Source organism: Paraburkholderia sp. RL17-380-BIE-A, assembly GCF_046028085.1.
GTDB lineage: Bacteria > Pseudomonadota > Gammaproteobacteria > Burkholderiales > Burkholderiaceae > Paraburkholderia.
Genome location: NZ_JARESQ010000004.1, coordinates 347,077 through 359,833 on the forward strand (window position 1 = coordinate 347,077; position 12,757 = coordinate 359,833).

Consider the following 12,757-nt stretch of genomic DNA (forward strand, 5'->3'; position numbering starts at 1 on the left):
ACCCGATGCGGGTGATCGGAAACGGCCAGCGTAGTCAGTTGCCGTGCGGCGCACGCAACGCGAACGTCGAGCGCGCGGCGAGCAGCAAGTGATAGAAGAACCGCGCGCGCAGTCTGTCGCGCATCGGGTAATGCTTCGACAGCAGCACACGCCACGCGGCAGCGGGCTCGCCGGCTCGCGCATAGGCGGAGGCCGCGCGCGGCGCCACGCGGCGCAATGCATCATCACGCGCGGCCTGTGCCGCTGCCGGCACATGGCTCTCGCGCAGTTGCGCAAACGCGTGCATCGCGGGCAACGCATGCGTTGAAATCGACAGCGCCGTTTCGCGCGATACCGAGACGCACTCGTTCACGAAGCAGATCGCCGTTGCGTCGACGCTGAGCCGCAAGCCGAAATCGAAGTCGCACGCTTCGCCGACTTCGGCGGCCGGGCGATATCCAATGCGGCGTGCCGCCAACGTATCGACCAGAAAGCCGTTGTTCGGGAACATCTGGTCGATGCCGGCTAGCGCCGGTATGGGCAAACGGCCGGCACGCTCGGGCACGCGCCGGTAATCGCGATTCAGGCGTTCGCTGGCTTCGGGGCGCGGCGTGCCGTCGTCGGCGATCACGCGCTGCTTGCCGAACGCCGCTGTCAGATCGGGGTAGGTTCGCCAGCATGCATCGAGACGATTCAACGCATGCGGTTCCAGCAGATCGTCGTCGTGCAGGAGCACGAGCCGGGCGCCGCGAGCACGCGCGAACAGGCGATTCACATTGGACGCCTGACCGAGCCGGGGCACGTTGCGTTCGTAACGAATGGGCCGGTCGCTGCGCAAGCGGCAGCGTTCCACGACATGCCGCGCGCTGTCGTCGGTCGAGTCGTCGCCGATCACGATTTCGAACTCGCCATAAGTCTGCGCATGGCAACTGTCGATGGCCTGCTCGAGCAACGCAGGCCGGTTGCAGGTGGGAATGCAGATGGAGATGAGCCGCGCATCCAGTTCACTCGCGCCGCTCCCGCTCTGTTCGTCGATGCGCTCAGCCATGGATGCCCCGCAAACCGCTCGCGCCCAGGTCCCGTTGCATTCTGGCCGACGAGCGGCGCTCGAGTCCGGCACGTTTCATTGTCAAACCCCGTTCGATGATTACGCGGCAACAACACAGCCGCGCGGCATTACCTTCTGATGATTTGCATTTAACCTCGCCGGATGGCAAGTATCTGTACGGGCACACACATAGACACGCCAGGGGCCAGGGCAATATCGAAACCTGCGACGGGCCGACACCGTCGTGTCAAGCGCGCTGCAGAGTGCGACTGCGCACCGACAGCGGCCAGAACGGACCACACCATTGCAGGAATTCAGACGCCGGAAAAGCGCACCATGGAAAGAAGTATCGTCAGGAACATCGTCATCAATTTCGCCGGGGCGATCGCTCCAACGTTTATCTCCCTCGTCACCGTGCCCGCCTATATTCACCTGATGGGCGTCGAACGATACGGCGTGATCAATCTGGTGTGGACCCTGATCGGCTACTTCAGCGTGCTGGATCTCGGCACGAGTCTCGCAACCGAAAATCAGATATCCAAAGCGCGCGCCGCCACGGACGATTCGATCGAGCGCATCTTCTGGAGCGCGTGGTTCATGAATCTGGGCACCGGCATTGTGGGCGGCCTTCTCATTTACGTGGGCACGGTTGTCTATATCACGCACGGCGTGAAGATCGAACCCGCCTTCCAGCGCGAAGTGATGGCGAGCCTGCCGTGGATCGCCGTGGCCGTGCCGATCGCCAACGTCTCATGGGTGTTTGCCGGCGCCATCAACGGCGTGGAGCGCTTCACCAGCTTCAACATCAACCAGACACTGGGCACGGCGCTGTTCCAGTTACTGCCGCTAGCGGCGATCTTCTGCTTTTCGCCCTCGCTCGCGGTGGTGATTCCGGCGGCGGTAGTGGCGCGCCTCGTGGCCGGCCTGATGCTCGGCGCGGCCGCATTTCGCGCGCTCGGGATTCGCCGCGTGCGGATGCCGCAATGGCATGTGATGACCGAACTCTTCCGCTATGGCCGCTGGATGCTGATGTTTTCCGGCGCCAACATGATTGCGTCGACACTCGACCGGGTGCTGGTGGGCGCGCTGCTCGGCGCGCGCTACGTGACGTATTACGCAACGCCGCAGAACCTGATTACGCGCCTGAATCTGCTGCCCATCGCGATGGTGCGCACACTGTTCCCACGCCTGTCGGCCGTGTCCCGCGCGGATGCGGACGCATTGGCGCATAGCGCCCTCGCGTTTCTCAACGGCGCGTTCACGCCGTGCGTGATCGTCGCGCTATTCGCGCTCAAGCCTTTCCTCCTGCTCTGGCTGGGGCCGACGGTCGCGGCCGCCGCGCCGGTTGCCAGCGTGCTCGTGCTCGGCGTGTGGCTGAGCGGCCAGTGCGGCATTCTGGGGATCCTGATCCAGGCGCAGACCAGCCCGGCCGCCGTCGCCACGGTGAGCTGGCTCGAATTGCCAGTATTCGCCGGCGCGCTGTGGTGCGGGATTCACTGGTTCGGGATCATGGGCGCGGGTGTCGTCGTCACGCTGAAAGCGCTATTCGACTACGCGGTGCTGCTGGTGTTCGCGCGGCTGCACGTGTGGTCCATCGTACGCAATATGCTGGCCCACCTCGCGTTCCTGCTAGTAGCAGTCGCGCTCGCCGATTCGATCAGCGCGGTGCCGACGCTCATCGTCGCGGCACTCGTGCTGGCCCTCGCGAACCTGGGGCTATCGTTGCACGGGTCGAGCGAGCTTCGCGGCTTGGTCGGCAAGCTCTGGGCGCGCTTTACGCCGTCCACCACCAGCTAGTCCATAGGACTGAAGCGGACCGCTGCTGAGCGCGGCCCGCTCTTTCAGATCGAGCTCGAGTGCGTGACAGTGTCCGGCACTACTCGTGCAACCGCCGTCATACCGCGTGTGGCGATGCTCGCAAAGCGGCGCGGCTGGCAGCTCGCCAAAGTCCGTTCGTAGATCGACAGATAGCCGTCGCTCACCTGCTGCACGCTGAATTTGTCGAGCTTGCAGAGCGCGCGTGCGGACAGCGCCGCATGCGCATCGTGCGCGCTCATCAGATGCCCGAGCGCCTGCGCCAACGCAGTCGGGTCCTGCACCGGCACGAGCACGCCGGCTTCGCCGCCGTCGAGCATCTCGGGAATGCCGCCCACGCGCGTCGCCACGATCGCCCGACCCAATTCACGCGCTTCACACAGCACGAGGCCGGCCGCCTCGTGGTGCGAGGCGAGCACGAACACGTCGGCCTGCGCGAGATACGCACGCGGGTCGGCGACAAAACCTTCGAAACGCACCTGCGCGGCGACACCCAGTTGCCGAGCCAGCGCTTCCATGGCACCGCGATCCGGACCGTCGCCGACGAGATACAGGACCGCGTGCGGCACGCGCTCGCGCAGCAACGCGAAGGCATGCAGCAGATCGCCGATCCCCTTGCGCTCATACATGCCCGACACCGTGACGACGCACGGATGCGCCAGTTGCGGTTGCGCGGGCACCGGCGTGTCGGCGAGGCGCGGCGTGCCGATCGTGCCATTACGCACGACACTCAGGCGCGCCGGCGCAATGCCGCGCCGCGCCATCGCCGCGGCCACTGCATCGCTGACCGCCACCACGTGATCGCCGACGCCCATCAGCGTGGCGCTGCGCTGAAACTCGTTGTGCACCGTGGTGATCAGCACGTAGCGCCGCCGCAGCGCGCTCACGCGAGCGATCAGCGCGCCGGTCATCATGTGCGCGTGCACGACGTCGGGATCCACCTGCGCGACCAGCCGTCTGAAGCCCGCCACCATGCTCGCGACACGCGACGGTCTGGGCGATTGCGGCAACAGCACGTGACGCACGCCGTGCCGCGCCAGTAGCGCTACAAAGCCGCCGCCCGCCGAGGCCACCGTCACGTCGTGGCCGGCGCGCGCCTGCAGGCAGGCAAGGTCGACCATCACGTTGACGATGCCATTGCCGACGCATTGCGCGTGATTGGCGAGGTGAATGATTTTCATGGAGTCCGCGCGACAGTCGTTGAATGAGGGGCAGCCGCGGCAAGCGGCGCCGAGGGCGGCGTAAAGCGGTACATCAGCGCCTTGCCGTAGGCGTCTTCTTCCACCAGCACGAGGTATTCGCCCGAGGCGAGGCGATGCGCGGTCATCGGCATGGGCACATCGACCCAGCCGCTCGTCGAGCCGACTTCCTTGCCCGGCGAGAGGCGGCCGACGTCGCGTCCGCTCGCGCGGTCGTACACACGCACCACGGCGCCGCGCGTTTCGACGGCGAACACGTAGTCGCCCGCCACGGTAAAGCCGCTGATCGACGACCAGTCCGGCGCGCCGCGATCGGGCAAGCCGATCACATAGCGCAGCACGGGCTTGCCGCTCTTCCAGTGGTCGTAACGAGCCAACTGCGAACCCGCGCCATTCCAGTTCTCCTGAACGAATGGATGCGCGGGTGTCGAGCCGGAGACGAACATGCTGTCTTCGTCGGGGAAATAATTCAGGCGTGCGACCCGGTAAAACGGCGCGGGCGGCGGATACTGCCGCATCGCCGAGTAGCGGTAGATCGGATTGCCGACGCGATCGAAGCCCTGCAGCGGAAAGCAGCGAATACCCTGCGATTCGGTGCCCTGCCAGATATCGCCGCGGCTATCCACCCACCAGCCGCGCATTGGCGGCGCGTCGGCGTTGCGAATGTTCTGGTCGAATGCCTGTGGAGAGAAGTCGCCCTTGCCCGTCGTATCGCGCCAGATCCATTCGCCTTGCCGCGGCTGATTGGGCGGCCACGCGCCGTCGATATGCGACTGCGCGAAAAGCCCAGCGGGAATCGCGGTCTCGCGGTCGTCGGCGAAACGATAGATCCGCAGATACGAGGAGTACATGTCGGTCGTAAAGAGCAGACGGTGACCGCGCACGTCGCGCACCATCGGCATGCCCCGCTGGCCGCCGAGATACAGATGAAAATATGGATCGTACGGATAGCGGAAACGGTCCGCGGTGTAGCCGGCATACGCCCACTCCTGCCCGAGTGGCCGCGAAAGATCGAGCGTGAAGCGCTTGCTGCCGCTGTACACCGAAGGCGGCTCGCCATCCACGAACTGCGCGCCGTCGACGAATAACAGTCCCTGCAGACTGAAGCGCTGTTTGCCATCGGGCGTATAGCTTTCGAGCAGCGCGCCGTCGTAGGTGCTCGGACCCGTGCCGAACGGGCGCGGACCCGCGCCGTTCATCGACACATAGACGTTGCCGCCGCGGTCCACGCCCACTCCCGTCAGCCCGTTGAAGCGCCGTGGCCCCGGCGCGCCGGCCCGGCCCGCGTAGATGCCGCCCTCCTGTCCGAAGCTCGCCGACAATTGCATGCCCGCTCCCTGCTGAGTCGTGGCGCCGGGGACCGCCGTGAAGATCAGGATCTGCTGGCGCACGCCGTTGTCGGCGATCAACAGGCGCCCGCGCGCGTCGACCGTCAGGTCTACGGGCACCACGCCGTCGGGCATTGCGAGTTCGCCTAGACGGGCGCCATCGCGTGCATGGTGAACGACGCGCCGCGCGCTGTCCGTGCGGCTGTTCTCAATGGCCCACAACGAGCCGTCGGAAGCGAGCGCAAGCCGGCCAGGCTCGGGCACCGGGAACGCACCGACCGCTTGCATGGTTTGCGCGTCGTACACCTGCACGCGGTTATCGAGCAGGTTCGAAACGAACAGCCGCGTGTCGTCCGCGGCGAGGCCGCGGACCGCGTAATCCGTCTTGTCGGAATAGGTGGAGATCAGCAGATACGCGAGCCGGCTGCCGGCGGGAAACTTCACCTGGCCGGCGAACGGCACGCCGTCGCGTAGGTCGGCCCGGCTGCGGCGTGCCACGCCCGTCCACACTTCGCCCTCGCGCGGGGTGGCGCGGTGTTTCGCCTCTTCGTTGCCGAGGCTCACCATGGTTTGCGCGACGTACACGTACTCGCTGTTCACGGCGATCGCGTCGCCGCCCATCATGCCCCAGCCATGCGACTCGCCGCCGTGCCGCACCAGCTCGCCGTTGCGGTACTGGCCGAGTTCGCCGCCGCCTTCGTCCCAGGGCGCGTTCGTGAATACGTCGCCATCCGGCGTGACGGCGAGCGCCTGCACGTCGATCTGCATCCAGCGATGATCGGCATAACCCCACGTATTGCCGATCCACGAGGTTCGGTAGGATAGCGAAGGATGGGCGGACGCCGCCTGTACTTCGGCGGCGGGCCGGCTGGCCGCGGCTGCGGCGACGGTCGTTGCAGTTGCGGTTGCGTTGGGAGTGGTAATGGCTGCCGCCGCCTCAGTGGTCAGCGCCGGCCCGTGAATCGTCCATCCCGAACCAGCCGCGCCGATCACCACCAGCACAGGCAAGGCCACGGCGATTACGCACACCAGGCGCTCGAAGGTTTTGCGTGCGGTGCTTCGCATGATCACGGGCGCATCAGAATGCGCTGATCGCTTCGCGATAGACGCGCGCAACCTGCGCGGCGACCACCGGCCGGTCGAAATGCGCGCTCGCATACGCACGGCACGCCTCGGCATCCGGCACCACGCGGCGCCCGAGCAGGACGTCGGCAATCCCTTCTCCGAGCGAGCGGAAACCGCTCGACGGCAGCACCAGTTCGGACGACAGCGGCGCCACCGCTTCCGGCAGTCCGCCGACCGGCGTCACCAGCACCGGCGTGCCCGCGGCGAGCGATTCGATCGTGGTGAGCCCGAAGCCTTCGAGCGACACCGTCGGCACCACCGAAAGATCGGCGGCCCGATACCACAGCGGCACTTTCTCGTCGGCCACGAAACCCGCCAGCCGGACATTGCGTTCGAGCCCGCGCGAAACAATGCGCGCCTGCAACTGAGCTTCCAGCGGCCCCTTGCCGGCAATGATGAGAAGTACGTCCGGGATCATCGGCTTGACGAGCGCCATGGCGTCGATCAGGTCTTCGAGGCCCATGCGCGACACCAGACGCCGCATGCAAAAGAGCAGCGGCCTGTCCTGCGGCAAACGCAAACGCCCGCGCGCCTCGCGCCTGGTCGCCCGCGTATTGAAGTGCGCCACGTCGACACAGCCCGGCACGATACGAATGCTGTCCTCACGCACGCCGTAGTTTTCGTGAAGCAGCCGGCCAAATGCCTGCGAAAGCACGATATGCCGCGTCCCGCTGCGATAGACGAAGCGCTCCAGCGCGACGCGCATGGCGCGCGACCAGCCGCCGCCACCGCCTGGAAACGATTCGGCCGCCCACGGTCCGTGAAAATGCACGACCTTCGGCACGCGCCGGAACACGCCGACAGTAGGCGCCGCGTATAGCGCGAAATGCGAGGCGACCACATCGGGCATCTTCGCGGCGCGCAGCGCGCGCGACTGCACGCGCGAACCCCACAGCCGCGTGCCGAGTTGCGACTGCGCGCCGGCAAAAGCCAGCACGCGGCCGCCCGACGCATCGAACACGCCCGGTGTGCCCGCCACCATGCCGCGCACATTGACGCCCTGCTCGGGCAGCGTATCGATCAATGCCTTGAACATGCGGTCGAGCCCGCCCGGCCGCTCGTTGAACCAGTGCATTCCGATTTGCAGTGATTCGATCGACGTATCGCTCATAGTTCCGCCGATGCGGTCGTGCACGCCGCCGGCAGCTCGCGCGCCGCGCGCCGCGCATGCACCTGTTCGTAGACGGACAGATAGCGCTCAGCCATCGCCTGCCAGCTCAACGTGCCGGCCACCGCGCGCGCGGCGAGCCCAAGGCGTCGCGCGTAATCCGGCTCTCTGGCGAGATGTTCGATCGCCACGGCAAGCGCGGCGGCGTCGTTGGGATCGTCGAGCACGATACCGCTGCCGCGCGCGATCACTTCCGCGCCGCCCGCGGTGCGCACGGTGATGACCGGCAATCCGGCGGACAACGCCTCCAGCAGCACGAGCCCCATCGGCTCGTAGCGCGAGGGAAACACGAACGCATCGACCGAGCGCATCAGCGCGGGCATGTCCATCACCATGTCCGTGAAGTGAACCCGCTGCGTCAGTCCGAGCGATTCCACCAGCGCGGGGTAAGGACTGTTGTGCAGAATCCCAGCGACCGCGAGATGCACTTCGGGGGACGTGCGTACGAGCGCATGCAGGACGGTGTCGAGATTCTTGCGCGACATGCGCAGGTCGCCGGCGAACAGCAGCATGAACGGCGCTTGCGGCAGATTGAAACGGGCCCGCTCCGGTGTACCGGGCGTGAACTCGCCGACATCGACACCGTTGTGTATCACCTGCACCCGTGCCGAGCCGATGCCCAGCGCGCGAACTTCGCCGGCCACTTTCTGCGAGACCGGCACGATCACCTCGGCATGCCGGAACGCCCACTTTTCACACACGATATTCAGCAACGTGTAGACAACCTGATACGCGTGATACAGGTTATGCAGCAGCCTGAACGGATAGAAGCCGCAGCGATACCAGCCGTCGTGGACGAAGTGCGCGGCGTTGACATCGGCACGCGCCCACGCAATGAAGCCGTTCACATGCACCACGTCGAATTCGTCGCGATGCGCGCGAATCCATGCGCCGCAACGCCACGCGAACATCTGGTACTGAAGCAGCTTGGTCGGCAAACCGCTGGTGGGAACCTGCACGAAATGCACGTGAGGGTGCTGCACCAGTTCAGGCGCGGCCTCGGCGGCGAGCAGCGTCACCGCATGACCGGCGGCGAGCGCCGCCAGCACGATCTCATAGTTGACCCGCCCCTGCCCGTCGTTTTTTCGCACGACGTGGGTGACGATCAGAATCCGCATCCTTGTGTCCTTCATCTGGATATCTTGTTGTGCCGTAGTGAAGCAACGGCGGCCGCGCCCTGCCGTTCACGCGCATAACGCAGCGAAATCACGGGCAGCGTCACACCGAGAAAGAAAAACATTCCCGACACGGAGGTCAGCGTATTGATGAAAATCATCATCGAGAAAATCGCCACCGCCACGCCCACACCGGAAATCGCCAGCAGGTCGGTCGGATGCAGCCGGCTCGCCCGGTACGCGCGCCAGAGCAACACGAATACGCCGGTGGCATAGAGCAGCGTGCCCGGCCACCCCATCACGAACGGGACTTCCATCAGGCCGCTGTCGAAATCGACCCTCGCCGCGGATGATTTGTCGTCGGAGAGCTTGGTGCCGAGGCCAATCGTGCCGAGCCCCTGTCCTGCGATGTCGGTAAACGCCGAGGAGAAAAAGCTCTTGTAGAACTCGGCGCGCGCCTGATAGCTGTTGTCCTCGCCGAGGTTCTGCATCGTGCTGAAGCGCTGGATCACCGGTTCGGCGACCTGATCGATCATCATCAGCGGCGCGGCCATCACGGCGAGCCCGAGCACGCCGGCCATCAACCGCATGCGGCTCCTGCCATCGAGCATGAGGAACGAATACACGATCGCGATCGCAAAACCGCCCCACGTGCTGCGCGCGCTCGTGAGCAGCAGCACGGGAATGCCCACGCAGCCCAGCACGATGCGCGCCTTGCCGCGCGCCGCGAGCGACATCAGCAGAATCGTCATGAGCGTGACCGCGAACGGGCCGCACGAATTCATCGTGCTGCTCACACGCATGCCGAACGGCACCGGTTGCCCTTCGGATTGCATTTTCGAAGCGATCAGCCAGAACGCGTCCCAAGGCATCGGCGAAACGAATTCGAGCAGGCCGTACACGCTCATCAGGAGTCCGCCATAAACGAATGTCTTCAGCAACACGCGGTGATAGTCGGGATAGTGGCGCCATGTGACGGTGAGATAAAACGCCACCATCACGGGATACAGCCAGTTGATGAGCGTGTAGGTCGCGGCAGCGGGACCGACCTGCGCCATGCCGACCACATACGCGTACAGCAGCGCGATCACGATCAGCACGAGCGGCGCCGCGCGGCGCTGCCCCAGCAGCGAGACGTGCTTGAGCAGGGTCAGGCCTGTGAGCGCGACCGCGAGCAAAGGCGCGATCATGATCGGGCTTTGATCGTTGAACGAGCCGTTGACGAAGTCGGCAAGACGGCGCACTTCCGGCGTCAGGAAAAACAGCCAGCAGACGAAGCCGAGGTAATGCGCGGGCGAGCGCCAGTAGAACAACAATGCAATGCCGAATGCGCCGAGCGGAAAGAAGTATTCGACCACCCTGCCCTGATGCAGCGCGACCAGGCCCAACGTCACCGCAAATAGCAGTAGCGGCAGGCGCAGTGGATGGCGCAGGCCCCTCGCCCGCGCACCGGCGGCCGGCGCGGCAAAAGCAGGTGCCGCGCCCGGCGAAGTACGTGGTATGTCCGGCGTCGGTCTCGCGAGTGCAAGCTGTGCGCTGGAAGGCGTGACGAGCATTCGCCCCATCACAGCAACTCGAACGTATTCACGAGCACGGCGGCGCCGCGCTCGCGGCGGCGCACGCCGAAGAGCGGCTGGCTGACGCGCGCCTGACGTGTGAGGCCGATGAATGGCACGCCATGTTCGAGATAAGGTCCTTCCGTCTTTCGAAAGCCGAATTGCTCGTAGAAGCCGCGCAAACCGAGCGGCGCACTGACACGCGTGGCATGTCCCGGCCAACGTTCGGCGATTGCCTGCAGCACGCGTTCGAGCAGCAGTTCGGCGGTGCCGTCGCCGCGTCGCAGCGGACTCGTCAGGACCTTGTCGATGGTGATCTCCGGGTCTTCCGCGTCGCCGGGCTGCACGCGTGCGTAAGCGAGAATCGGCATGGAGCGCGCCATGTCCTCAACCGCGAACACGTGCAACGCATTTTCGTCGCGGCCGTCGGCGTCCAGACAGACATGCGACTGTTCGACTACGAACACCGCGCTGCGCGCCCGCAGGATCAGATACAACTCGCGTGCCGAAAGCTGATCGAATTCCAGCGTTTTCCAGTTCATCACGTTCCCCAGCGGTCAATAAGTTCAACGAGACCGGCTTTACGCGCCGGCTTCGACGGCCTGGCTGCCTGCGCCGGTCCGTTCTGATGGCTACACGGTACGTCCGCAAACCGCGTGTTTCCGTGCGCCATCGCACTGACGCTGGGCTTTGACAATTCTTAAATACGGGACATCGGGCACGGCGTGGCAAAGCGCCGCCTGAAACCGCACGCAATCACTGTGACCGCGCCGCAGCTGGCAAATCGACCACGCCGGCAAGCGCCGCGCGCAATCGATACAAAAAACGATCACGTGCGTTCGATCGATGTCCGCGACATTCGAGACCGTTGAACAACTGGGGGACCACACCATGAAAACCGCATTGCGACGCATCCTTTCCGAATCGGCCCGCCTCGACGTCGCGCCGGAGAGCCTCGCCGACGACGCCGACCTGTACGCCGCGGGCTTGTCCTCACTCGCGACCGTGCATCTGATGCTGGCCATCGAAGACGAATTCGGCATTGAAATTCCAGACCGTTTGTTGACGCGGCGGCTTTTCTCGAGCATCGATTCGATGGCCGCCGCGGTAACCGAGCTGCAACAGGCGAAGGCGGCAGCATGAACGCCCCGCTGCTGGATGCGGCGGCTTCGCTCGCCCCTACCCAGGTGCCGGCCCTCAACGAAGGCGACCCGCCGGCCGTGCTGAGCGCGGTCGAAGCCGAACCCGGCTGGCGCGCGGCGGCGCAACGCTGCGCCGCAGTGGCCGCGCAGTTCGCGGATTCGGTGGATCGTGAGGCACGCTTTCCGCGCGAAGCGTTCGACGCGCTCAAACGCGAGCGCCTGCTTTCGGCCATGGTGCCGGCCGCATTCGGCGGCGCGGGGCTGTCGCTCGCGGACGTCGGCGCGATCTGCGAAACGCTTGCGCAAGGCTGTGCGTCCACCGCGATGGTGTATGCGATGCATCAGATCCAGGTGGCCTGCATCGAGGCGCATGGCAGCGACTCGGCGTGGCACCGGCAGTTGCTCGCGCAACTGGTCGAGAACCAATGGCTGCTGGCTTCGGCCACCTCCGAAGAAACCATCGGCGGCAACATGCGCACCAGTGCATGCGCAGTCGAGCTCGACGCTGCGCGCTTTCGCATCGAAAAGCTCGCACCGACGATCTCTTACGGCGCGCACGCCGACGGCATTCTGGTCACGGCCCGCCGCACCGCCGAGTCGGCTGCGGCGGATCAGGTGCTGATCGTCGCGTTGCGCGCCGACACGCAATTGGAAAAGCGCGGCGGCTGGGATTCGATGGGCATGCGCGGCACCTGCAGCGAGGGCTTCCGGCTCGTCGCCACGGGTCTGGCCGAACAGATCCTGCCGACGCCCTTTGCCGAGATCGCCGATCAGACCATGCTGCCGGTCTCGCACACGCTGTGGGCCTCGGTCTGGACCGGTGTGGCCAGCGACGCGGTGAATCGCGCGAAAGTGTTCTTTCGCGCGCAGGCGCGCTCGAAACCCGGTGAGATTCCGCCGGCCGGCCTGCGCCTCGCCGAAGCGGTCGGGCTGCTGCAGATGATGCAGGCGCGCCTCGCGGTCGCGCTGGAGGCGGCGCGCGCCGCCCACCAGGCACGCCACGGCGGCTCGCAAGCCGATGCGCCGCTCGCGGCCATGCTCGGCTTCGCCTCCGACATGAACACGCTGAAGACGAGCATCTCCACCACCGCGCTGCAGGTCGTGCAGGAAGTGCTGATGATCTGCGGCATGGCGGGCTACAAGAACGGCACGCCGTACAGCGTGGGACGCCATTTGCGCGACCTGTACTCCGCGCCGCTAATGATCAACAACGACCGCATTGCGCAGAACACCGCGAGCCTGTTGCTCGCGCAACGTCCTGCCGCCCCGGGGAGAGCCTGAC

At 65.7% G+C, this 12,757-nt stretch carries 10 protein-coding genes; 3 read left to right on the plus strand and 7 right to left on the minus strand.

Annotation, left to right across the window (positions count from 1 at the left end):
* Window positions 1-34: 34 nt before the first annotated feature.
* Window positions 35-1,027 (minus strand): glycosyltransferase family 2 protein, encoded by a 993-nt coding sequence (locus tag P0D68_RS09070; RefSeq protein WP_408293470.1) that lies wholly within the window; start codon window positions 1,025-1,027, stop codon window positions 35-37.
* Between the two features lie 336 nt (window positions 1,028-1,363).
* Between P0D68_RS09070 and P0D68_RS09075 the strand changes: the two genes are divergently transcribed.
* Window positions 1,364-2,824 carry an oligosaccharide flippase family protein gene (locus P0D68_RS09075; protein WP_091794695.1) on the plus strand — a complete coding sequence of 487 codons (1,461 nt, stop codon included), beginning with the start codon at window positions 1,364-1,366 and terminating at the stop codon, window positions 2,822-2,824.
* 44 nt (window positions 2,825-2,868) lie between these two features.
* Here the strand turns inward: P0D68_RS09075 and P0D68_RS09080 are convergent, their stop codons facing one another.
* The 6 genes from P0D68_RS09080 to P0D68_RS09105 are packed head-to-tail and all read right to left on the minus strand — an operon-like array spanning window position 2,869 to window position 10,875.
* Window positions 2,869-4,023, minus strand: a complete 1,155-nt coding sequence (locus P0D68_RS09080; RefSeq protein WP_408293473.1) for a glycosyltransferase family 4 protein — start codon at window positions 4,021-4,023, stop codon at window positions 2,869-2,871.
* Complete coding sequence (locus P0D68_RS09085) at window positions 4,020-6,434, minus strand: NHL repeat-containing protein (RefSeq protein WP_408293476.1); 2,415 nt, start codon at window positions 6,432-6,434, stop codon at window positions 4,020-4,022. Before P0D68_RS09085 ends, P0D68_RS09080 begins: the two co-directional genes overlap by 4 nt.
* Window positions 6,435-6,447: 13 nt before the next feature.
* Window positions 6,448-7,605, minus strand: a complete 1,158-nt coding sequence (locus P0D68_RS09090) for a glycosyltransferase family 4 protein (protein WP_091794705.1) — start codon at window positions 7,603-7,605, stop codon at window positions 6,448-6,450.
* Window positions 7,602-8,780 (minus strand): glycosyltransferase family 4 protein, encoded by a 1,179-nt coding sequence (locus P0D68_RS09095; protein WP_408293642.1) that lies wholly within the window; start codon window positions 8,778-8,780, stop codon window positions 7,602-7,604. Before P0D68_RS09095 ends, P0D68_RS09090 begins: the two co-directional genes overlap by 4 nt.
* A gap of 11 nt (window positions 8,781-8,791) precedes the next feature.
* The gene (locus P0D68_RS09100; protein WP_408293479.1) at window positions 8,792-10,342 is read right to left on the minus strand and encodes an O-antigen ligase family protein; all 1,551 of its coding nucleotides are present in this window, start codon (window positions 10,340-10,342) and stop codon (window positions 8,792-8,794) included.
* Window positions 10,342-10,875: a GNAT family N-acetyltransferase gene (locus tag P0D68_RS09105; RefSeq protein WP_091794713.1), complete on the minus strand. Its 534-nt coding sequence runs from the start codon at window positions 10,873-10,875 to the stop codon at window positions 10,342-10,344. The genes P0D68_RS09100 and P0D68_RS09105 overlap by 1 nt, the downstream gene beginning before the upstream one ends.
* A gap of 349 nt (window positions 10,876-11,224) precedes the next feature.
* Between P0D68_RS09105 and P0D68_RS09110 the strand changes: the two genes are divergently transcribed.
* Both P0D68_RS09110 and P0D68_RS09115 read left to right on the plus strand, forming a co-directional pair.
* Complete coding sequence (locus tag P0D68_RS09110; protein ID WP_408182993.1) at window positions 11,225-11,476, plus strand: acyl carrier protein; 252 nt, start codon at window positions 11,225-11,227, stop codon at window positions 11,474-11,476.
* On the plus strand, window positions 11,473-12,756 hold the full coding sequence (locus P0D68_RS09115; protein ID WP_408293486.1) for an acyl-CoA dehydrogenase family protein: 1,284 nt from the start codon (window positions 11,473-11,475) through the stop codon (window positions 12,754-12,756). Before P0D68_RS09110 ends, P0D68_RS09115 begins: the two co-directional genes overlap by 4 nt.
* Window position 12,757: the final 1 nt, after the last annotated feature.